The sequence below is a fragment of the Pseudomonas sp. D3-10 genome (assembly GCF_051132175.1).
Taxonomy (GTDB): Bacteria; Pseudomonadota; Gammaproteobacteria; order Pseudomonadales; family Pseudomonadaceae; genus Aquipseudomonas.
This window is the reverse complement of sequence record NZ_CP071668.1, coordinates 5,427,436-5,447,869: the sequence shown is the minus strand read 5'-3', so window position 1 is coordinate 5,447,869 and position 20,434 is coordinate 5,427,436. Positions and strand designations below refer to the sequence as shown.

19 protein-coding genes are annotated in these 20,434 nt (G+C 62.3%); 11 read left to right on the top strand and 8 right to left on the bottom strand.

The window, feature by feature from the left end; translation table 11 throughout:
- Positions 1-160: 160 nt before the first annotated feature.
- The 5 genes from J3P90_RS24750 (at position 161) to J3P90_RS24730 (ending at position 5,555) form a co-directional block, all read left to right on the top strand.
- A complete protein-coding gene (locus J3P90_RS24750; RefSeq protein ID WP_420765174.1) occupies positions 161-1,258 on the top strand; it encodes a polyamine ABC transporter substrate-binding protein in 1,098 nt (365 codons plus the stop codon).
- A 184-nt stretch (positions 1,259-1,442) separates the two neighbouring features.
- Entirely contained in the window at positions 1,443-2,540 is a 1,098-nt protein-coding gene (locus J3P90_RS24745) for a polyamine ABC transporter substrate-binding protein (RefSeq protein ID WP_434561741.1), read from the top strand.
- Positions 2,541-2,611: 71 nt separating this feature from the next.
- Positions 2,612-3,754 (top strand): ABC transporter ATP-binding protein, encoded by a 1,143-nt coding sequence (locus J3P90_RS24740; protein ID WP_420765077.1) that lies wholly within the window; start codon positions 2,612-2,614, stop codon positions 3,752-3,754.
- Positions 3,751-4,668, top strand: coding sequence for an ABC transporter permease subunit (locus tag J3P90_RS24735; RefSeq protein WP_420765076.1), 918 nt, complete (start codon positions 3,751-3,753; stop codon positions 4,666-4,668). The genes J3P90_RS24740 and J3P90_RS24735 overlap by 4 nt, the downstream gene beginning before the upstream one ends.
- On the top strand, positions 4,668-5,555 hold the full coding sequence (locus J3P90_RS24730) for an ABC transporter permease subunit (RefSeq protein ID WP_420765075.1): 888 nt from the start codon (positions 4,668-4,670) through the stop codon (positions 5,553-5,555). Before J3P90_RS24735 ends, J3P90_RS24730 begins: the two co-directional genes overlap by 1 nt.
- Before the next feature lie 128 nt (positions 5,556-5,683).
- On the opposite strand, the gene J3P90_RS24725 is transcribed toward J3P90_RS24730, so the two are convergent.
- The gene (locus J3P90_RS24725; protein WP_434561743.1) at positions 5,684-6,322 is read right to left on the bottom strand and encodes an HD domain-containing protein; all 639 of its coding nucleotides are present in this window, start codon (positions 6,320-6,322) and stop codon (positions 5,684-5,686) included.
- A gap of 184 nt (positions 6,323-6,506) precedes the next feature.
- Between J3P90_RS24725 and J3P90_RS24720 the strand changes: the two genes are divergently transcribed.
- A complete protein-coding gene (locus J3P90_RS24720) occupies positions 6,507-7,472 on the top strand; it encodes a GlxA family transcriptional regulator (protein ID WP_434564069.1) in 966 nt (321 codons plus the stop codon).
- 2 nt (positions 7,473-7,474) lie between these two features.
- Here the strand turns inward: J3P90_RS24720 and J3P90_RS24715 are convergent, their stop codons facing one another.
- From J3P90_RS24715 to J3P90_RS24705, 3 genes are all read right to left on the bottom strand, one after another.
- Positions 7,475-7,816 (bottom strand): carboxymuconolactone decarboxylase family protein, encoded by a 342-nt coding sequence (locus J3P90_RS24715; RefSeq protein WP_434675528.1) that lies wholly within the window; start codon positions 7,814-7,816, stop codon positions 7,475-7,477.
- A 99-nt stretch (positions 7,817-7,915) separates the two neighbouring features.
- Positions 7,916-10,324: a penicillin acylase family protein gene (locus J3P90_RS24710; protein ID WP_434675527.1), complete on the bottom strand. Its 2,409-nt coding sequence runs from the start codon at positions 10,322-10,324 to the stop codon at positions 7,916-7,918.
- A 108-nt stretch (positions 10,325-10,432) separates the two neighbouring features.
- Complete coding sequence (locus tag J3P90_RS24705) at positions 10,433-11,020, bottom strand: DUF6436 domain-containing protein (RefSeq protein ID WP_434608988.1); 588 nt, start codon at positions 11,018-11,020, stop codon at positions 10,433-10,435.
- Positions 11,021-11,127: 107 nt separating this feature from the next.
- On the opposite strand from J3P90_RS24705, the gene J3P90_RS24700 reads away from it, so the two are divergent.
- A complete protein-coding gene (locus J3P90_RS24700; RefSeq protein WP_434675526.1) occupies positions 11,128-12,075 on the top strand; it encodes an alpha/beta hydrolase in 948 nt (315 codons plus the stop codon).
- 98 nt (positions 12,076-12,173) lie between these two features.
- Here the strand turns inward: J3P90_RS24700 and J3P90_RS24695 are convergent, their stop codons facing one another.
- Positions 12,174-12,917 (bottom strand): DUF2059 domain-containing protein, encoded by a 744-nt coding sequence (locus J3P90_RS24695; RefSeq protein ID WP_420765070.1) that lies wholly within the window; start codon positions 12,915-12,917, stop codon positions 12,174-12,176.
- A gap of 140 nt (positions 12,918-13,057) precedes the next feature.
- On the opposite strand from J3P90_RS24695, the gene J3P90_RS24690 reads away from it, so the two are divergent.
- Both J3P90_RS24690 and J3P90_RS24685 read left to right on the top strand, forming a co-directional pair.
- Positions 13,058-13,687 carry a 2OG-Fe(II) oxygenase gene (locus J3P90_RS24690; RefSeq protein ID WP_420765069.1) on the top strand — a complete coding sequence of 210 codons (630 nt, stop codon included), beginning with the start codon at positions 13,058-13,060 and terminating at the stop codon, positions 13,685-13,687.
- Positions 13,688-13,689: 2 nt separating this feature from the next.
- Positions 13,690-14,181, top strand: coding sequence for a DUF523 domain-containing protein (locus J3P90_RS24685; protein ID WP_434561753.1), 492 nt, complete (start codon positions 13,690-13,692; stop codon positions 14,179-14,181).
- A 156-nt stretch (positions 14,182-14,337) separates the two neighbouring features.
- Here J3P90_RS24685 and J3P90_RS24680 read toward each other — a convergent pair whose 3' ends face one another.
- Both J3P90_RS24680 and J3P90_RS24675 read right to left on the bottom strand, forming a co-directional pair.
- Positions 14,338-15,711: a GTPase/DUF3482 domain-containing protein gene (locus J3P90_RS24680; protein WP_434675525.1), complete on the bottom strand. Its 1,374-nt coding sequence runs from the start codon at positions 15,709-15,711 to the stop codon at positions 14,338-14,340.
- On the bottom strand, positions 15,704-17,071 hold the full coding sequence (locus J3P90_RS24675; protein WP_434675524.1) for a DUF2868 domain-containing protein: 1,368 nt from the start codon (positions 17,069-17,071) through the stop codon (positions 15,704-15,706). Before J3P90_RS24675 ends, J3P90_RS24680 begins: the two co-directional genes overlap by 8 nt.
- 77 nt (positions 17,072-17,148) lie before the next feature.
- On the opposite strand from J3P90_RS24675, the gene J3P90_RS24670 reads away from it, so the two are divergent.
- Positions 17,149-17,661: a dihydrofolate reductase gene (locus J3P90_RS24670; RefSeq protein WP_434561759.1), complete on the top strand. Its 513-nt coding sequence runs from the start codon at positions 17,149-17,151 to the stop codon at positions 17,659-17,661.
- 49 nt (positions 17,662-17,710) lie between these two features.
- On the opposite strand, the gene J3P90_RS24665 is transcribed toward J3P90_RS24670, so the two are convergent.
- Positions 17,711-19,102: an L-cystine transporter gene (locus J3P90_RS24665; protein ID WP_434609001.1), complete on the bottom strand. Its 1,392-nt coding sequence runs from the start codon at positions 19,100-19,102 to the stop codon at positions 17,711-17,713.
- A gap of 241 nt (positions 19,103-19,343) precedes the next feature.
- Here J3P90_RS24665 and J3P90_RS24660 point away from each other — a divergent pair, with 241 nt between their 5' ends.
- Positions 19,344-20,399, top strand: coding sequence for a haloacid dehalogenase-like hydrolase (locus J3P90_RS24660; RefSeq protein ID WP_434675523.1), 1,056 nt, complete (start codon positions 19,344-19,346; stop codon positions 20,397-20,399).
- Positions 20,400-20,434: the final 35 nt, after the last annotated feature.

Below are 20,434 nucleotides of genomic sequence, written 5' to 3'. Positions count from 1 at the left end.
CCAGCGTGAACAAAAGGCTGGGCTTTTGTTGAAAGCTTGCCCTGTAACTTGCCAGACTACCCCCGCTGTTCAAGTTGCCAGAGAGCCGGCTACGCAACCGTGGCCAAGAAGAATAACTGGAGCACTTTTCATGAAGGCATTAGGCATGAAGACATTAGGTATGAAGTTAGCTGGCAAGACCCTCCTCGCCATGTCCCTGATGGGCGTGATGGCGGGCGCCGTCCAGGCGGACGACAAGGTGCTGCACGTCTATAACTGGTCCGACTACATCGCGCCGGACACGGTCGCCAAGTTCGAGAAGGAAACGGGGATCAAGGTCGTCTACGACGTATTCGACAGTAACGAGACGCTGGAAGCCAAGTTGCTGGCCGGCAAATCCGGCTATGACGTCGTGGTGCCGTCGAACAACTTCCTCGCCAAGCAGATCAAGGCCGGCGTCTACCAGGAGCTGGACAAGTCCAAGCTGCCGAATTGGAAGAACCTGGACCCCGACCTGCTCAAGGCCGTCGGCGATGCCAGCGACCAGGGCAACAAGCACGCGTTTCCGTACATGTGGGGCACCATCGGCATCGGGTACAACCCCGAGAAGGTCAAGGCCGCGTTGGGCGTCGACAAGATCGACTCCTGGGACGTGCTGCTCAAGCCCGAGAACATTGCCAAGCTCAAGAGCTGCGGCGTGAGCTTCCTCGATTCGCCAACCGAAATGATTCCCGTGGCTCTGCATTACCTCGGCTACCCGACCGACAGCCAGGACAAGAAGCAACTGGCCGAAGCCGAAGCACTGTTCCTCAAGCTGCGCCCATCGATCGGTTACTTCCACTCTTCCAAGTACATTTCGGACCTGGCCAACGGCAACATCTGCGTGGCCGTGGGTTACTCGGGTGACATCGAGCAATCCAAGAGCCGTGCGGCTGAAGCTGGCGGCAAGGTGAAAGTGGCCTACACCATTCCGAAGGAAGGTGCCGGTTCGTTCTACGACATGGTCGCCATTCCAAAAGATGCCGAAAACGTCGAAGCCGCCTACAAGTGGATGAACTTCATCATGCAGCCGGAAATCATGGCTGAGATCACCGACAACGTGCGTTTCCCTAACGGCAACAAGGCCGCCACCGCGCTGGTGGACAAGGAAATCTCCGGTGACCCGAGCATCTACCCATCGGACGAAGTGAAGGCCAAGCTGTACGCCATCGCCGACCTGCCGTCGGCGACCCAGCGGATCCTGACCCGCAGCTGGACCAAGATCAAATCCGGCAAATAAGCCGGCTTGAAGCACGCTCCGGTTGTCGCCGTCCCCGGGAGGGCGGCAACAGGAGCAATTAAATAACTAAAAATTTTGCTGGATCGGTTTATCGAGGGTAAGTTGCGCGCCGGTTTTGTTGCAGGGCATATCGTTGCCCGGTAACGGGGGCAACTTGGGCCCAACTATTTAAGAGGACCTCCACGTGCCTGTCTTTTCTTTGTTGCGCAACGCCTTGCTGGTCGGTGCTGGCCTGACACTCGCTGTCAGTGCCCAAGCGGCTTCCACCGTGCATATTTATAACTGGTCGGACTACATCGGCGAATCCACCCTGGCAGACTTCGAGAAAGCCACCGGGATCAAGCCGGTCTACGATGTGTTCGATTCCAACGAAACCCTGGAAGGCAAGTTGCTGGCCGGTCGCACCGGTTACGACGTGGTCGTGCCGTCCAACCATTTCCTGGGCAAGCAGATCAAGGCCGGGGCGTTCCAGAAGCTCGACAAATCGCAGCTGCCGAACTACGCCAACCTCGATCCTTCGCTGCTCAAGCGTCTGGAAAAAAACGACTCGGGCAATCAATACGCCGTGCCTTACCTGTGGGGCACCAACGGCATCGGCTATAACGTCGAGAAGATCAAGGCGGTACTGGGTGTCGAAAAAATCGACTCGTGGGCCATGCTGTTTGAACCGGAAAACATCAAGAAGCTGTCCAGCTGCGGCGTTTCGTTCCTCGACTCGGGCGACGAGATGATCCCGGCGATGCTCAACTACCTGGGCCTGGACCCCAACAGCCAGAACCCCGAAGACTACAAGAAGGCCGAGGCCCAGCTCCTCAAGATCCGGCCTTACGTGACCTACTTCAACTCCTCCAAGTACATCTCGGACCTGGCCAACGGCAACATCTGCGTGGCTGCCGGGTTCTCCGGCGATATTTTCCAGGCCCGTGAACGTGCCAGCGAGGCCGGCAAGGGCGTCGAAATCGCCTACGTGATTCCCAAGGAAGGCGGCAACCTCTGGTTCGACATGCTGGCAATCCCACGCGACGCCGCCAACGTCAAGGAGGCCCACGCGTTCATCAACTATCTGCTCAAGCCTGAGGTCATCGCCCAGGTGAGCGACTACGTCGGTTATGCCAACCCGAACCCCAAGGCTGGCGAACTGATGGACCAGGAAGTGCGCACCGACGAAGCGGTTTATCCCCCGCAGGAGGTTGTCGACAAGCTCTACGTCAACTCCGAGTTGCCGCCCAAGATCCAACGACTCATGACCCGCAGCTGGACCAAGGTCAAGTCGGGTAAATAGCGTCAAGCGCTCTAACTTTTCCAAGGTTCGCCCGTCTTGGGCGAGCTGCAAATTTTGTGGGAGTTTCGTAAATGGCAGTTGCCTCCGGCGCCTATAAGAAAGCCCTCGAGGGCGACCAGACACCCAAGCAGGTGCTGGTCAAGATCGACCGGGTCACGAAGAAGTTCGACGAGACGATTGCCGTGGACGACGTGTCCCTGGAAATCAAGAAAGGCGAGATCTTTGCCTTGCTCGGCGGTTCGGGATCGGGCAAATCCACTTTGCTGCGCATGCTGGCAGGCTTCGAGCGGCCCACGGAGGGGCGGATTTTCCTCGATGGCGTGGACATCACCGACCTGCCGCCCTACGAGCGGCCGATCAACATGATGTTCCAGTCCTACGCCTTGTTCCCCCACATGACCGTGGCACAGAACATCGCCTTCGGCCTGCAACAGGACAAGATCCCGAAAGCCGAGATCGACGCCCGCGTGGCTGAAATGCTCAAGCTGGTGCAGATGAGCCAGTACGCCAAGCGCAAGCCGCACCAACTCTCTGGTGGCCAGCGCCAGCGCGTGGCCCTGGCCCGATCCCTGGCCAAGCGGCCCAAACTCTTGCTGCTCGACGAGCCAATGGGCGCTCTGGACAAGAAGCTGCGCTCGCAGATGCAACTTGAGCTGGTGGAGATCATCGAGCGGGTCGGCGTGACTTGCGTGATGGTGACTCACGACCAGGAAGAGGCCATGACGATGGCCGAGCGCATTGCGATCATGCACCTGGGATGGATCGCCCAGATCGGCAGCCCGATCGATATCTACGAGACCCCGACCAGCCGCCTGGTCTGTGAATTCATCGGCAACGTCAACATCTTCGAGACCGAAGTGGTGGACGACGCCGAGGGCCACGCGGTGCTGACGTGCAAGGACCTGGACCGCAACATTTACGTCGGCCACGGCATCAGCACCTCGGTGCAGGACAAGTCCGTCACCTACGCCATCCGCCCGGAAAAACTCTTGGTCACGCCCGAGCAGCCAACCTGCGAGCACAACTGGTCCAGTGGCAAGGTCCATGACATCGCCTACCTGGGCGGCCACTCGGTGTTCTACGTCGAGCTGCCGAGTGGCAAGCTGGTGCAGTCGTTCGTCGCCAACGCCGAACGCCGAGGCCAGCGTCCGACCTGGGGCGACCAGGTATTCGTCTGGTGGGAAGACGACAGCGGCGTGGTGCTTCGCTCATGAACATGCGCAAGTTCAAACGCCGACTCGCCCGAATAACGCCCGGTGGCCGTCAGATGGTCATCGGGGTGCCCTTCATCTGGCTGTTCCTGTTCTTCATGCTGCCGTTCTTCATCGTCCTGAAGATCAGTTTCGCCGAAGCCGACGTGGCGATCCCGCCTTACACCGAAATCTACAGCTACATCGACCAGAAGCTGCAGGTGCTGCTCAACCTTGGCAACTATGTGATGCTCAGCGAGGATGAGCTGTACATCTCCGCCTATCTCGGCTCGCTGAAGATGGCGCTGATCAGCACCACGTTGTGCCTGCTGATCGGCTACCCCATGGCCTATGGCATCGCCAACGCCCGCAAAGAGATGCAGACGGTGCTGGTGCTGCTGATCATGATGCCGACCTGGACCGCGATCCTGATTCGCGTCTACGCGTGGATGGGTATCCTCAGCAACAACGGCTTGCTCAACGGCTTTCTGATGAGCATGGGTTGGATCAGCGAACCCCTGCAAATTCTCAACACCAACCTGGCGGTCTATATCGGCGTGGTCTATTCCTACCTGCCGTTCATGATCCTGCCGCTCTACGCCAACCTGGTGAAGCATGATGCCAGCCTGCTGGAAGCCGCGTCGGACCTGGGTTCGAGCACCTTCAACAGCTTCTGGAAGATCACCGTGCCGCTGTCCAAGAACGGCATCATCGCCGGCTGCATGCTGGTGTTCATCCCGGTGGTGGGCGAGTTCGTGATTCCGGAACTGCTGGGCGGCCCGGAAACGCTAATGATCGGCAAAGTGCTGTGGCAGGAATTCTTCAATAATCGAGACTGGCCGGTGGCATCCGCCTTGGCGGTGGTGATGCTGGCGATCCTGATCGTGCCCATCATCCTGTTCAACCGCAGTCAGGCCAAAGAAATGGAGGGCAAGTAATGAAGCGCTTCAGTTTTTCAAGCCTGATGCTGGTGCTGGGTCTGTTGTTCATCTACGCGCCGATGCTGATTCTGGTGATCTACTCGTTCAACGCCTCCAAACTGGTGACGGTGTGGGGCGGTTGGTCAGTCAAGTGGTACGTCGGCCTGCTGGACAACAGCCAGCTGATGGGCTCGGTGATGCGCTCGTTGGAAATCGCCTGCTACACGGCGATTGCCGCGGTGGCCCTGGGCACGCTGGCGGCCTTCGTGCTGACCCGCATCACCCACTTCAAGGGTCGGACGCTGTTCGGCGGCCTGGTCACCGCGCCATTGGTGATGCCGGAAGTGATCACCGGCCTGTCGCTGTTGCTGTTGTTCGTGGCCATGGCGCAAATGATCGGCTGGCCTCAGGAACGTGGCATCGTCACGATCTGGATCGCCCACACGACGTTCTGCGCGGCCTACGTGGCGGTGGTGGTCTCGGCGCGCTTGCGTGAGCTGGACCTGTCCATCGAAGAGGCGGCCATGGACCTCGGCGCGCGGCCGTGGAAGGTGTTCTTCCTGATCACCATTCCAATGATCGCGCCGTCGCTGGCGGCGGGCGGCATGATGTCGTTCGCGCTGTCCCTCGACGACCTGGTGCTGGCAAGCTTCGTCTCCGGCCCTGGCTCGACCACCTTGCCGATGGAAGTCTTCTCGGCGGTGCGCCTGGGGGTGAAACCGGAAATCAACGCCGTGGCGAGCCTGATCCTGCTGGCGGTGTCCCTGGTGACCTTCCTGGTCTGGTACTTCAGCCGCCGTGCCGAAGAAAACCGCAAGCGGGCGATCCAGCAAGCGATCGAGGAAAGCGCCGCCGATTCCTGGAAGCAACCGGAAGTACGCCGGGCGGAAACCGCTTCGGCCTAACCGACTCTGGGACCAAAATGTGGGAGCGAGCTCGCTCCCACTGGTGTTTTTTTGCCTGCAAATCCGTGGCTCACTGCAGATCCCCTTGTGGGAGCGAGCCTGCTCGCGATAGCGGTGGGGTGTGCTGGCTATGAATTCCAGGGCGAGCTGCGGATCACTTCAACGAAGTTCATCGGCTTGAACCCCGGCTCCTGATCCCTCAGCACATCGGTTTTCACATTGCCGAAGGTGGTATGTGGACGATGCCGCAAGCCGTCGGCGAAGGCGCAGATGATGCACTCCTTGAAGCCTTCTCCCCGGGGATGCGCATGCACCACGGCGTCGCGCTGTGCGGCGGGGAACGCGGCGTAATCCATGCCCAGCACGTCCATTTCCACGCCAGCGGTCACCAGGGCGACGTTGGGGCGCAGGTGCTTCGGCACGCCGGGCGTGGTGTGCAGCGCGATCGACAGCCACACTTGCTCGATGTCGTCATCGCTCAACCCGTAGGGTTTGAGGAAGGCCGCGGCGGCATTCGCGCCGTCCACTTCGAAGCGCTCATCGTCGCTGCGGTAGCCTTCCACCAACCCGAGGTCGTGGAACATCGCGCCGACGTAGAGCAGCTGCGGATCGTAAGCCAACTGCTGGCGCTGGCCGCTCAAGGCGCCGAACAGGAACACCCGGCGGGAATGGTGATACAGCAGGTCCGATTCAATGTCGCGGATGTATTCGGTGGTGGCCCGGGCGAGGGCGCTGTCGGGAATCTGGATGCCGGCGATGCGGGTCATGCTGCTCTCCTCTTGACGGTGCGCCGTGGCGGCGCTGAGGGTTCAGTCTGTTCGCCGGGATACGGCGCAGCAATCGCGCCATGGCTGCGATTACGGCCAATGAACTTGGGTTTCATGCCATCTGGCTTCTGCACGCCGGATTGGCTAGGGTTCTGTGGTCAACCCGGACAGGTAAGTGAGCACCATGGAAAAAACCGTCGCCATCGTGGTGTTCACGGGCGTCCAGTCCCTGGACGTCAGCGGCCCCCTGGATGTGTTCTGCGAAGCCAATCGCTTTCTCGCCGCGCAGGATCACTATCGGCTGGAAGTGATCGGCGTCGAGCGCGGTGCGACGTCTTGCTCCAACGGCATGTCCCTCAATCCCCACCGCCATTTCAGCGAAGCGTCAGGGCCGTACGACCTGCTGCTGGTCGCGGGCGGGCCGCAATTGCCGTTCATGGACGTTGGCCCAGCGTTCAATGCCTGGCTGCGCGAAGCCTGCGCCCGGGCCCGGCGCTTCGGTTCGATCTGCAATGGCGCGTTCATGCTCGCTCGGGCGGGATTGCTCCAGGGGCGGACCGTCACCACCCATTGGGGCGATGCTTCGGCGCTGGCGCAGCTGTGCCCCTCGACCCGGATCGAAGCCGATCGGCTGTACGTGCAGGACGGCGAGCTGTATACCTCGGCGGGCGTTACGGCGGGAATCGACCTGTCGCTGTTTCTGCTGGCTCAGGACCATGGGCCGGAGGTGGCACTGAATGTCGCCAAGCGGCTGGTGGTGTTCACCCAGCGTTCAGGCGGCCAATCACAGTTCAGTCCGTTTCTCGCGCCCCATGCCGAGCCGACCTCCACCGTGGCCCAGGTCCAGGCGTACGTGCTGGCGAATCTCAACGGTGATCTGGGCATCGCCAACCTCGCCAGCGCGGCGAACATGAGCCCACGCAATTTCTCCCGCGTGTTCGCCCGGGAGGCGAAGGTCACGCCAGCCGAGTTCGTCGAGCAGGCCCGGGTAGACGCGGCGCGCGTGATGCTGGAAAGCACTCGGGCACCGCTCAAGACCGTCGCTTACCAATGCGGCTTTCGCGATGCCCAACACATGCGCAGCGTCTTCAATCGGCGGTTGGGCGTGACGCCGCAACAGTTCAGGTTGAATTTTGCCGCGTTGCTTTAAGCTCATTTTTTCAGTGCGTCATGGGCCTCCAGCGCCCGCAGGGAATAGATATAAGCCGCTCCGGCATTCAGCGAGACCGCCGTTGCCAGGGTGGCGGCGATTTCTTCGCGGGTCGCGCCGGCCTTGATCGCGGCGTCGGTGTGTACGCCGATGCAGCCGTCACATCGGGTGGTGATCGCCACGGCGATGGAGATCAGTTCACGGGTCTTGGCGTCGAGCACGCTGTTCTCGGCGGCAGCCTCATCCAGGGCCATGTAGGCCTTGACCATTTTCGGATTGCTTTTGCCCAGGGCGCCAAAGGCACTCTTGATGGTGGGCAGCAGTTCGGACCAGTTATTGAACATTGCATCGACTCCATTGAGATAAACGGGTTGGGCTTTTGCAGTCCTGACGATCATTGATGTCCAAGCCTGTCGATCGTCAGAAACATTCCGATGCCATGGTCAGGGCTCGGCCCTGGCGGGCAGCAGTTTCAGTGTGCCGTGGGTGTTGGCGGTGACTTCTTCCTCGGCCAGGTGCGCCTGGTGATACAGCCCTTCGATGTAGGCGTCGGCCTGGTCCTCATAGTGCTTGTCGAATGGTACGCCGCTCTGGCCGACAGGGTTGATGGTGACGCTGTGGGCCGGGTCGACGAAGTCAATGATGCGCCGAGTGGAAGGGCCATAGGTCACGGGCCAGGGCGCCGGTCCGATCTTGGCCGAGAGATTGTTCGGCACTTCATGGGTGCCGGGTGCGGCGAACGGTCCAACGTTGAAGACCCGGTCCAGTGGCTTTTGCTGGCCCAGGGGATGCCCGTGGGTCAGGGTGTGTGCCTGACCCCACCGCCATTGGGCGGGGTCGGCCCCCAGCGTCGCCCTCAAGTGCGCCAGGGATTTGTCCCAGGCTTTGATCACCGTGTCGGCGCGGGTTTCGGTGCCCAGCGTCGATCGGTCGTCCCACCACGGCGAGTCTTTCTCGGCGGCCAGGCGTGGCAGCGCGGCGTCGATGACACGGGTCGATAGCGCGGTTTCGAAGAATCCGTCGCCCAGTTCGTCCCGCAGGGCGGTGTTGGCCAGGTCATACAGGAACTGGTTGAACAACGTGGCGCTGATGGAGTCCAGCGGGTAGTCGCCCTTCCACTCAGCCAGTTGTTCCACCCACTTGCGCTCCTGCGGGTCGCTGACCGCTTCGCGCAGGATCGGCAACAAAGGTGCAAGCAGGCGCGGGCCATAGGCGGTGGTGGTGCCCAGTTGCAGTTTCTGGGTGGTCTGGATGTCCCATTTGGCCTGTTTGTCGCTCAGTTGTCGGTCGAGTTGCTGACCCCGGTCGGCGAGGTTGTAGTAGCCAGGGATCTCGATCCCGCTGGCCGCCACCGGCTGGAAATTCGCTGAGAGGATGTAGCCCCGGGCCGGGTTCTCTTCCTGGGGATTGCTGCTGAAAGGGTAGAAACCGTCTTTTTCCGCTTCGGCGCTGGTGCCGTCGAGAATGAAGCCGGGTTTCACGCCAGCCGGCCGCTTGGGCAATTGCGCCGCGGCCCACCAGCCGATGTCGCCCTTGGCATTGGCCCAGACCACGTTTAGCCCCGGCGCATGGATATTGGCCGACGCACCGCGGGCCTTCACCAAGGTGTCGGCGCGGTTGAGCTGGTAGAACGCCTCGAGGATCGGATTGCGGCTTTCCAGGAACCCCCACCACATGGCGATTGGCGTCTTGCCCGCATTGGCGCCGAGGGCATCGTTGACGATCGGGCCGTGGGGCGACTGGCGCAACACCAGCGTTACCGTCGCCTGGCCTTTGACGGCGATCTGCTGTTCGCTGCGGGTCATGTCCACCCATTGGCCGCGGTACCAGACCTGTTCGGGGTTGTCCGGGTTGATCTTCTCGGCGATCAGGTCCAGGTCGTCGTTCTGGAACATGGTGATGCTCCAGCCGAAATCCTTGTTCATGCCCAGGGAGGCGAACGGCATGAGGGCCTGATACTGGCCGTAGAGTTCGAAACCTGGCGCCGACAGGTGGGCTTCGTACCACACCGACGGCGTGGAAAAGCGGATATGCGGATCGCCCGCCAGCAAAGGCTTGCCGCTGTGGGTGCGGTTGCCCGAGACCGCCCAGGCGTTGCTGCCTTCGAACTGCGGCAGGCCATGGTCGGCCAAGGCCTGCTCACTCAGGCGGGCGAGGGCGTTGAGGTCTTTCCAGTCAGTGGCGGACAATGTCGTGCCGCCTGCCGGATCCTGAGGCAGGACGCCCTGGGGCTGCCAGTCGAGGTCGAAAATCTTCAGGTACTCGGCACCGAGTTCGTCGCGCACATAGCTCAGCAAGGGTTCGGTGCGAAAGGCCGCGGCGAAGCTGTAGGCCATGTAGCCGACGATGCTGGCGGTGTCTTCAGCGGTAAAGGGACGCTTGGGAATGCCCAGCACATCGAACTCCAGCGGCCGCGTGTGGGTTTGCTGATAGGCGTTGATGCCGTCCAGGTACGCTTGCGTAGCGATCCAGGCCGGCGACTGTCGATCCTGCTCGGCGACGTAGCTGGCGGCGCGCTCGCGAATGCGCAGGCTGCGCATCAGCTTGTCGGTGTCGAGCAACTTGGGCCCGAGGATCTCGGCCAACTCGCCCCGGGCGAGGCGCCGCATGATCTCCATCTGGAACAGCCGATCCTGGGCGTGGACGTAACCGAGGGCACGGTACAGGTCGGTTTCGTTCTCGGCGCGAATATGCGGCACGCCGCGTTCGTCGTAGCGCACCGTCACCGAGCCTTGCAGCCCTTGCAACTGCACCGTGCCCTGGCGGGTGGGCTGCTTGCTGTAGAGGTAGCCGCCCGCGACGATAACGGCGGTGACGACCAGTGACAGGAAGGCAACGAGGGTCCGTTTCATGGTCATTCCTTATTCGAGTGGCAGCGGTCCCACGATCTCGCTGTGGATCGCCTGTTTAACACGTGACCGCTTCCCGGTGCATCGTTCCTCGGAGGGATATCTTCGGCCCTACTGTTTGCTGGATGTGTCCTGGGCCCACGGACAATAACAACCCACCGCCATGGTGTGGGTTGCGTCGACTTGCCGGCCGGTACTCAACGCTTCGAGAATCGGTTCGATAAAGCTGTTGCTCGAATTGCAGGTCAAGCCTTCGCTGTACGGGCCGAAATACGCCAGTTTGCCGTGGCGGTCCCAGATCGCCACGGCGGGGCTGGCAGGAATCTGTTCCGAACCGGGAAGCGCCGGCAGTGTCTTGAGGCTATTCAGCGTGGCAGGCAGGCGGCCCAGGCTGCCGGTTTTTTGTACTGCGTAGAACGCCACGCCAAGGGGGGTGTATTTCTCGACCAGCTCGGAGAGGTGCTGCTGATTGCCAACGTTGCACGGGCAGGCCGGATCCCAGAAATGCACCAGGCGGATTGCGCCGGGGCCGGCCAGGTCGGGCGGCAGGCGCAGGGGGTCGCCGGAAAATACTGCCGTGTGTTGGCTGAACGTCCTCAGGAATCGGCCCTGGAACCAGTCGTAGGCGAGCCACAGCACGACGGCGCACGCGAGGGCGAGCAGGCTGGCAAGCAAGGTCGTGCGGTGGGACGGGCGCATGGAGTCGATCCTCTGGAGCCGCGTAGCTTGCCATGCCCGACGCGACAGATGAATATCACAGGCTTACAAAGCCTGTTTCGCGCGATGCGCTCCTGCCTGGAATACCAATGCCCGCTTCTTTTGACCCTGATCATCTGCGCGCCAGCCTGCAACCTTTGGCGCAGTGGCAGCCGCTGTCTGCGCAAGCGCAGGCCTACCAGCAATTCTATGGACTGGATTTCCCGGCACGCACGCTGCGCAGCGGCCTGGGTCGTTTCGACGTTGCGGGGTATGAGCTGGTCGGCCAGGTCTGGTGGCCGGAAAAAGCCGTGGCGACCCTGTTCCTTTTCCATGGCTATTACGACCACATGGGCCTTTACCGGCACTTGATCGACTGGGCGCTGGAGCAGCGGTTCGTGGTGATCAGCTGCGACTTGCCGGGCCATGGATTGTCCAGTGGCGAGCGCGCCAGCATCGGCGATTTCGCCGACTACCAGGCGACATTGCAAGGTTTGCTGGCAGAAGGGGACAGCCTTGGCTTGCCGCAACCCTGGCACCTGTGCGGACAAAGCACCGGCGGGGCAATTGTGGTCGACCATGTCCTCAACCAGGGCGCAAACAGCCCGGCCCAGGGCCAGGTCATCCTGTTGTCGCCCCTGGTCCGGCCTCGCGCCTGGGGCTGGTCGCGCCTCAGTTATTACCTGCTCAAGCCGTTCGTGACCGGCATTGCCCGGCGGTTCACCGAGAATTCCACCGACCCGGATTTCCTTCCGTTCCTGCAGGCCGACCCGCTGCAACCGCTGCGCCTGCCCACCGCGTGGGTCGGGGCGCTCGCGCAGTGGATCAAGCGCATAGAGGCGGCGCCGAGCAGCCCGCGCCAGCCGTTGATCGTCCAGGGGCAGGCGGACATGACGGTGGATTGGCGACACAACTTGCAAGTGTTGCAGGCCAAATTCGACCGGCCGCAGGTTCTGATGTTGCCGCAGGGGCGGCATCACCTGGCGAATGAGAGGTTGGCGATGCGTCAGGAAATGTTTGAGTTCTTGAGCAGGCGGATGAGTCGGGTCCGGCGGTGATCGATCTATCGCGTTCGCGAGCAGGCTCGCTCCCACGATGGATCTGTGCAATCAGTCCCTGTGGGAGCGAGCCTGCTCGCGATAGCGATGTTGAATCCCTACTGCCCTAAGTTCTGCCCCACCGCCAACCCCGCCCGAATCGCCGCCAGCGCCGCCTGGTAATAGGCCTGCCCCTCGGCCGACTCGGCGAAGGTGGCGAATTCTTCCAGCTCGGTGTCGGTCAGGTCACGGTAGACGTACAGCAACGTGTTGTTCAGGTCCGCACCGATCTGGTCCATCAGGCGCTGGCGCTGGCCGTTCAACATGCCTTGAGCCTGCCCGCCGCCCAGCAAGCCTGGAATCATCGAACTCAGGCTGTCGGCCGCCACGCCGGCGATCGCCAGGCTGACTTCGGCACCGGCTTCACGGGCGGGCAGGGCCTGGGCCAGATGGCCGATGATCAGCAGGCGGTTATCGCTGGCCTGCATCTTCGGCAGGCCCTTGGCGTTCTTCGCCAATTGGTCGCGGCGGGTGGCGAGCAGTTCGGCCGCGACGACTTTGCGGCCCAGGGGCGATTGGAAAAAGGTCAGGGCCGGGTCCGGGTCGGCAAGGTTATTGCGCAACTGGGCCTCGGCCCGCTGGTCCATGGCCTGGGGCGCGAACCGTTGGTTGCTGTTGTTCACCAACGCCTGGAACACCGCTGGCGGCAGGCTGTTCTGATAGCGCTGCTGCGCGGCATTCAAGGCGTCATTGAAATGCGCCCGTTGTTCCGGCCAGCCGGCGACCTTGTACAACTGGTCGTAGCTGTCTGCCCAGGCGGGCAATACGCAGAACATCAACAGTGAGAAAAGCAAACGGCGCATAGGGACTCCTGTCAGCAGCCGACTATTCTCCGTGGGGTGCGGGAACTTGTCGAGAATTCGTATCAAGTTCGTACGGCAGTGCCACCTGGCGCAGCGAACCCGCTGCGCGGCGCTGTCGGTTTTGCAGGCACAGGAATACTATGCGCGCCATGCAAATACCTTCTGATCATCCGTTGCTGTTACGTATCGTCGACGACCTGGCCGAGCGCGGCTGGTCGCAGCAGAACATCTTCCTGCCGGATGCGCTGACGCGCGCCTTGGCGGCCGAGTGCCGCCAGCGCGCCGCTGAAGGTGAACTGGCCCCGGCCGCCGTTGGACGCGGGCCGTTTTCGGAAATTCGCGAAGGGATCCGTGGCGATCACATCCAGTGGATCGAGCCCGGCCAGGTTGACGCCTGCGACCGTTACCTGGGGTTGATGGACAGTCTGCGCGAGGCCTTGAACCGGGGCCTGTTCCTGGGACTGGAGGATTTCGAGAGCCACTTCGCCCTGTACCCGCCCGGTGCGTTCTACCTCAAGCACGTCGACCGCTTCCGTGACGATGACCGGCGCATGGTCTCGGCGGTGCTCTATCTCAATGACGCGTGGCTGCCGGAACACGGCGGTCAGTTGCGCATGTACCTGGGCGAAAGTGAGCACGATGTAGTGCCCACCGGCGGCTGCCTGGTGGTGTTTCTCTCGGGGGACATTCCCCATGAAGTGCTGCCGGCGACGCGTGAGCGCCTGTCCTTGACCGGTTGGTTCCGACGCCGCGGCAACGAGTTGTTCTGAGCATGGAAAAAATCCTAGTCAGTCGCTGTCTGCTCGGTCATCGCGTGCGTTACGACGGTGGCGCCAGCGGGCCATTCGATCAGCTCCAGCAATGGCTCGACGAGGGTCGTGTCGTGCCGCTGTGCCCGGAGGTCGCCGGCGGCTTGCCCACGCCCCGGCCGGCGGCGGAGATTCCTGGCGGGCAAGGAGTGAAAGTGCTCGATGGCGACGCGGCGGTCATCACCACCGATGGCGAGGATGTGAGCGCGCAGTTTTTGTCGGGTGCCTATCAAGCGTTGGATTTGGTGCGCGAACACGGCATCCGGATCGCCGTGCTGAAGGCCAACAGCCCCTCCTGCGGCAACCTGCTCACCTATGACGGGACATTCAGCGGTGTGAAAGTCCTCGGCGAGGGCGTGACGGCGGCGTTGCTCAAGCGCCATGGCGTACGGGTGTTCAGCGAGCTGGAGCTGGCGGAAGCGGCGTCGGCGCTAAAAGCGTTGGCCGCGGAATAATTGCGGCGAACCGTTTTTTTGTGGCGAGGGGATTTATCCCCGCTGGGGTGCGAAGCGCCCCCAAAAAAATATCGACCACAGCCGCACATCCAAAAAGCAGGGGGCCGCTTCGCGACCCAACGGGGATAAATGCCCTCACCACAGAAATGACGGTGTCTAAAGCTGCTCGGCCAATAGCTCGATCTGCTCTTGCCGCTCGGCCTGGCTCAAGCGGGGACTGGGGTTGAGCGACGACCACTGCGGATACGCCCGGGCCTTGTTCAATGCTTCGGGCAACCTGCCTTCGCGCCATGTCTTATCGTGGGGCGTGGCGATACGGATACTGTCCATCGCCGCATGACCGCGCTGATTGATCGCTTGCAGCAATTGCCGTTGGCGCAAGGCCAGGAGGCGCAGCACGCTGTCGTCCACGGTCAGTTCGCGCTGGCCCTTGAGCTTGCCCATCAACCGGTTGCCATAGCTGCGGGCGGTTTGCAGCGCACCGCCGGCAATGGCTCCGGCCAGGGCTGCGGCGCCAAGGGTCAACCCTCCCACCAGCAAATCCACGCCCGCACCCGCCGCTGCCCCGGCCGCGATCCCGCCACCGACTCGCACGCCCAATTGCTTGAGGGTGTCGGGATTGAACAGGTCATCGCCCCAGCGACCGTCCAGCAGAGGCAAATCGCTGGCGGCCGCGTCCTGGGCACGGAAAGCGTAAAGCTTGAGCAGCGCTTCAACGCAGCGCTGCTCGCGCTGACGGACGGCGTCGCGCAATTGGCCGATGGCCTGGTGCTCCAGATCCGCATCGCTGACGACGCTGCGTCGGCAGGCGGCACAGTCGATCAGAAGTTCGGCGATCAGGCGCTTTGCGCTCTGCTGGCGAGCCTGGCGCTGGGCCTGTTGATCATCGATCAGTCGCTCCAGCTGTTCGCGAGCGTTTTCCAGCAACAGCGCAAGGCTTTCGTACAGACGTCGTTCGCCGTCTTCCGGCGGGGCGACGCTGTCGAAGCGCACCAGCGCATGCAGGCCCAATCGCGCCAGGGCTTCGCGCCACTCAGGTTCGCGATGCTGGGCGCTGCTGACGAAGTTGAGCACCGGTAGCAGCGGTTTGCCGCAACTGGCGAGGACTTCCAACTCATCGCGGTATTTGGCCAGCACCGGCTCGCGGGCATCAATGACATACAGTCCGGCATCGCTGGCGAGCAACTGCCGCAGCACCTTGGCTTCCTGCTCGAAGCGTTGCCGGGCCTCACTGCCATCGAGGAAGCGCGCCAGGCGTGCCGGGCCGTCCAGGCGTTCGCCCGGCCGCTCCAGGCGTTCCAGGTAATCGAGCAGGGCGATGGCGTCTTCCAGCCCCGGCGTGTCGTACAGTTCCAGCAGCGCCTGGCCATCCACCGACAGGCGAGCCCCTTCGACGTGACGGGTGGTGCTCGGGCGATGGGACACCTCGCCGAAGCCGACGTCGCGGGTCAGGGTGCGCAGCAAGGAGGTCTTGCCGACATTGGTGTGGCCGACCACCGCGAGCTTCAGGGGCTTGATGGATTCAGTCATGGCCGGTCTCCAGCCAGTTCATCGGGGCGCAATCGGCGAACGGCAACTCCAACTGTTGCAGCGCGTTATGCCAATCACCCAGGCGCTCGCCGTCCAGCGCTTCGCCGGGTGGCGCTTGCAATAACCAGATACGGGTAGCACTGGCGCTGCGGGCCAGCTCGGCAATCAACGCTAGGCTTCCACGGTCCGGCGAACGCCGGGGGTCGCAGGCAATCGCCAGGCGTGCGGGTGGGAAACGCGACAGTTGTTCCAAGAGTCTGTGGCGGGACTCGCGGCTGTCGAGGATGCCGGCGTTTTTAACGGAGTCGGGCAGCTTGGGCGGCCAGGGACGTTCGTCCAGCTCGATCGCCACCAGCAACGCGCCGTCACTTTCCATTGCCCCGACGGCGCTGTCGATTCTGTGCAACTGTGCGGGCGCGGCATCGTTGACGCCCAGGCGCTCGCTGCTGGGCATCAACCGCTCGCACAACTGCGCGTAACCGGGCAGGTTCAAGTCCAGGCGAAGTCTGGCGCGGCCACGACGCCATCGCCACAGGCACAGCAGCGCCAGGCACAGGCGCGGCAGCACGCCGTAGACCAGCAAGACGCCGACCAACCACCCGGCCCAGGCCTGGCGGGCGCTCTCGATATCCAACGCGGCGTCACCGCTGGCGCGGATCATCTCGACGGTCGGCACGCTGAAGCCCAGCAGGGCGGGCAGCGCACCGAGGGCCTGGGTCATGGCGACAAAGGTATCGCCGCCCAGAATCGTGGTTTCCCAGACGAAGCCATAACGCCGGGTCGCCATCAGCATCAGTACGATGACCAGCGCGCTAAGCATCGCCAGTAGCCACAAGCCGTTGACCAGCACGCCGAGCGCCCAGCGATTGAGCCGGTGCCGTTGCAACAACAGCAGCAGGGCTGGCGCCAGTTGGGCAGCCTTGGCATCGCGCGCCAGTTTTTCGCTGAGCCACAGCCAAAGGCGTCCCAGCGTGGCGCCTTGCTCCCCAGCGAACAGCAGGCCCAGGAGCCAGCCAATGAGCAGGAGCAGGTTCAGCCCCAACAGGCTGCCCAAGGCCCAGAAAACGTTGACCGGCGCGCGTCCATCGCCGAGGGCGGCGAAGCCCAGGCCGGCGCCGCTGGCGATGGCGAGCACCGCCAACGCCATCAGCGCCAGCCGCGCTCCCTGCAGCCAGTGGCGCAGGGCTTGAGCAAGGCCGTCGCGGTCGGCCAGCCAGCCGGCGCGGTGGCGGATGCGGGTAGATAGATCGCCTCCTGCCGCGCGGGCCAGGCGATTGGCTTCCTGGTCCTCGAGCGGGCCGGCGTGTTCTTCACGCAGGCGTATCGTCTCGGTCAACCAGAGGTTCTGCAGTTCTGTCACGGGCGCTTCCGTTGCTCGAATGAGCAAAGAGCATAACCGCTGTGGCGCCAGTCCGGGCCTCTGGTATCCTCGCCCCCATGAAAAAAACTCTTCCCTTAAGCCTGATCGCAGCCCTCGGTGAAAACCGCGTGATCGGCATCGACAACACCATGCCCTGGCACTTGCCGGGGGATTTCAAATATTTCAAGGCCACCACTCTGGGCAAGCCGATCATCATGGGCCGCAAGACCTGGGACTCCCTCGGTCGACCGCTGCCGGGTCGCTTGAATATCGTGGTGAGCCGCCAACCCGGCCTGGTTTTGGAAGGCGCGCAGGTTTATTCCACGCTTGAAGCCGCAGTGGAACGGGCCGAAGCCTGGGCGTTGGAACAGGGCGTGGACGAGCTGATGCTGATCGGCGGTGCCCAGCTCTATGCCCAGGCATTGGATCAGGCGGATCGGCTGTACCTGACCCGCGTGGCGCTGAGCCCGGAAGGGGATGCTTGGTTCCCGGCGTTTGATTCGAACCAGTGGAAGCTGGTTTCGAACCAGCCGAATCCGGCCGAAGGGGACAAGCCGGCCTACAGTTTCGAAGTCTGGGAAAAACGCTGAAGCATCGCGAGCAAGCTTGCTCGCGATAGCCGATTTAGCAGGCCCCCCGTCAAGCCTGCGCCAACTCCCCATGCTCGTCGGCATCGAGCAGTGCTTTGTCAGTCTGCTGCATCACCTGGCTGGTAATCGCCCCCGCAGTGATCGAGCCACTGACATTCAATGCAGTGCGGCCCATGTCGATCAGCGGCTCCACCGAAATAAGCAGCGCCACCAGCGAGACCGGCAAACCCATGGCCGGCAGCACGATCAGCGCGGCGAACGTCGCGCCACCACCGACTCCCGCCACGCCCGCCGAACTCAAGGTCACGATGGCGACCAGCGTTGCGATCCACACCGGATCCAGCGGGTTGATGCCCACGGTGGGCGCGACCATCACCGCCAGCATCGCCGGATACAGCCCAGCACAACCGTTCTGGCCGATGGTGGCGCCGAACGAGGCGCTGAAGCTGGCGATCGCCCGGGGAATGCCGAGGCGACTGGTCTGGGCCTCGATGCTCAACGGAATGGTCGCGGCGCTGGAACGGCTGGTGAAGGCGAACGTTAACACCGGCCAGATCTTGCGGAAGAAACGCAGCGGGTTGATCCCGGCGGCCGACACCAGCAGGCCATGGACCACGAACATCAAGCCCAGCCCCAGGTACGACACCACTACGAAACTACCGAGCTTGATGATGTCCTGCAGATTCGAGCCGGCGACCACCTTCGTCATCAGCGCCAGCACGCCGTATGGCGTGAGCTTCATCACCAGGCGCACCAGGCGCGTCACCCAGCTTTGCAGGGTGTCGATGGCGTCGACCACCTTCTGGCCTTTCTCAACGTCATCCTTGAGCAACTGCAACGCGGCGACACCGAGGAACGCGGCGAAAATCACCACGCTGATGATCGACGTCGGCTTCGCCCGGGCAAGGTCGGCAAAAGGATTCTGTGGAATGAACGAAAGCAGCAGCTGCGGGATGTTCAGGTTGGCGACCTTTGCGGCGTAGTCGCCCTGGATCACTTGCAGGCGCGCCAGTTCCTGGGTGCCGGCCACCAGGCCCTCGGCGGTGAGGCCGAACAGGTTGGTCAGGCCGATGCCGATCAGCGCCGCGATGGCGGTGGTGAACAGCAGCGTACCGATGGTCAGGAAGCTGATCTTGCCCAGGGACGCGGCATTGTGCAGGCGGGCCACGGCGCTGAGGATCGAGGCGAAGACCAGCGGGATCACGATCATCTGCAGCAACTGCACATAGCCATTGCCCACGAGGTCGAACCAACCGATCGACGCTTTGAGCACGGGATTCGCTGCCCCATAAATCGTATGCAGGGCGATACCGAACACCACGCCCAGCGCCAGCGCCAGCAAGACTTTTTTGGCCAGGCTCCAGGTGCCGTGGCGGGTTTGCGCAAGGCCGAACAGCAGGCCAATGAACACCAGCAGATTGAGTATCAGCGGCACATTCATGAAAAACTCCGATAAGACTTTGCCAGTCGCCACGAGCCGCGACTGTGAGCCGGAAAGCCTAACAGTCTGATATCTAAAGAATTAATACTAAAAAAGAATGTTTACTGTCGCTTTTGGAATAAGGCGTTGGCGTCCACGGACATGCCGCTGCCGTTATCGGGACGCAAGCGGTCGCCCACAGGCGGGATCCGTCACAGGCATTTGTTAGCGTCAAATTCTTACAAACTGGGAGTAAACGCCGATGAAGCTCGTACCGCACCTGCTCGCTGTCGCTCTAGGCTTGGGCCTCGTCGGCCAAGCGCTCGCCACCGATCTCAAGCACTGGCCGGCGGAACAGGCCAAGGCGCTGGAAGCGATGATCGCGGCCAACGCCAACAAGGGTAACTACGCGGTCTTTGACATGGACAACACCAGCTACCGCTACGACCTGGAGGAGTCGCTGTTGCCGTTCATGGAGAACAAGGGCCTCATCAGCCGTGAAACCCTGGACCCATCCCTGAAGCTGATGCCGTTCAAGGATACGGCTGAACACAAGGAAAGCCTCTTCAGCTATTACTACCGCCTGTGCGAACTGGACGACATGGTTTGCTACCCGTGGGTGGCCCAGGTGTTCTCTGGGTTCACGCTCAAGGAGCTGAAGGGTTATGTCGATGAATTGATGGCTTCAGGCAAACCGGTGCCGACCACCTATTACGATGGCGACAAGGTGGTCCAGTACAACGCCAACCCGCCGAAAATCTTCACCGGCCAGACCGAGCTGTACAACAAACTGATGGAAAACGGTATCGAGGTCTACGTCATGACCGCGGCTTCCGAAGAGCTGGTGCGCATGGTCGCGGCCGATCCGAAGTACGGCTACAACCTCAAGCCGCAGAACGTGATCGGCGTGACCACGCTGCTCAAGGACCGCAAGACCGGCGAGCTGACCACCGCGCGCAAACAGATCACAAACGGCAAATACGACGAGAACGCCAACCTGGGCCTGGAGTACACCCCCTACCTCTGGACCCCGGCGACCTGGATGGCCGGCAAGCATGCGGCGATCCTGACCTACATCGACGAATGGAAAAAACCCGTACTCGTCGCCGGCGATACGCCGAGCAGCGACGGCTACATGTTGTTCCACGATGTGGACGTGGCCAAGGGCGGCATCCACCTGTGGGTCAACCGCAAGGACAAGTACATGACCCAGATCAACGGCATGATGGCCAAGCACGCCGCCGCCCAGGCCAAGGAAGGATTGCCGGTGACGGCTGACAAGAACTGGGTGATCGTCAAGCCCGAGGACATTCAGTAAACCCGTCCCCCACACTGATACCAAGTAACCCTGTG

What these genes read in the sequence shown, in the direction of transcription:
- J3P90_RS24665 (WP_434609001.1), bottom strand. Translation starts at nt 19,102, where the DNA reads ATGAATGTGCCGCTGATACTCAATCTGCTGGTGTTCATTGGCCTGCTG.
- J3P90_RS24715 (WP_434675528.1), bottom strand. Translation starts at nt 7,816, where the DNA reads ATGTTCAATAACTGGTCCGAACTGCTGCCCACCATCAAGAGTGCCTTT.
- J3P90_RS24690 (WP_420765069.1), top strand. Translation starts at nt 13,058, where the DNA reads ATGCGCGCCATGCAAATACCTTCTGATCATCCGTTGCTGTTACGTATC.
- J3P90_RS24695 (WP_420765070.1), bottom strand. Translation starts at nt 12,917, where the DNA reads ATGCGCCGTTTGCTTTTCTCACTGTTGATGTTCTGCGTATTGCCCGCC.
- J3P90_RS24685 (WP_434561753.1), top strand. Translation starts at nt 13,690, where the DNA reads ATGGAAAAAATCCTAGTCAGTCGCTGTCTGCTCGGTCATCGCGTGCGT.
- J3P90_RS24660 (WP_434675523.1), top strand. Translation starts at nt 19,344, where the DNA reads ATGAAGCTCGTACCGCACCTGCTCGCTGTCGCTCTAGGCTTGGGCCTC.
- J3P90_RS24700 (WP_434675526.1), top strand. Translation starts at nt 11,128, where the DNA reads ATGCCCGCTTCTTTTGACCCTGATCATCTGCGCGCCAGCCTGCAACCT.
- J3P90_RS24710 (WP_434675527.1), bottom strand. Translation starts at nt 10,324, where the DNA reads ATGAAACGGACCCTCGTTGCCTTCCTGTCACTGGTCGTCACCGCCGTT.
- J3P90_RS24705 (WP_434608988.1), bottom strand. Translation starts at nt 11,020, where the DNA reads ATGCGCCCGTCCCACCGCACGACCTTGCTTGCCAGCCTGCTCGCCCTC.
- J3P90_RS24720 (WP_434564069.1), top strand. Translation starts at nt 6,507, where the DNA reads ATGGAAAAAACCGTCGCCATCGTGGTGTTCACGGGCGTCCAGTCCCTG.
- J3P90_RS24750 (WP_420765174.1), top strand. Translation starts at nt 161, where the DNA reads ATGAAGTTAGCTGGCAAGACCCTCCTCGCCATGTCCCTGATGGGCGTG.
- J3P90_RS24680 (WP_434675525.1), bottom strand. Translation starts at nt 15,711, where the DNA reads ATGACTGAATCCATCAAGCCCCTGAAGCTCGCGGTGGTCGGCCACACC.
- J3P90_RS24725 (WP_434561743.1), bottom strand. Translation starts at nt 6,322, where the DNA reads ATGACCCGCATCGCCGGCATCCAGATTCCCGACAGCGCCCTCGCCCGG.
- J3P90_RS24730 (WP_420765075.1), top strand. Translation starts at nt 4,668, where the DNA reads ATGAAGCGCTTCAGTTTTTCAAGCCTGATGCTGGTGCTGGGTCTGTTG.
- J3P90_RS24740 (WP_420765077.1), top strand. Translation starts at nt 2,612, where the DNA reads ATGGCAGTTGCCTCCGGCGCCTATAAGAAAGCCCTCGAGGGCGACCAG.
- J3P90_RS24735 (WP_420765076.1), top strand. Translation starts at nt 3,751, where the DNA reads ATGAACATGCGCAAGTTCAAACGCCGACTCGCCCGAATAACGCCCGGT.
- J3P90_RS24670 (WP_434561759.1), top strand. Translation starts at nt 17,149, where the DNA reads ATGAAAAAAACTCTTCCCTTAAGCCTGATCGCAGCCCTCGGTGAAAAC.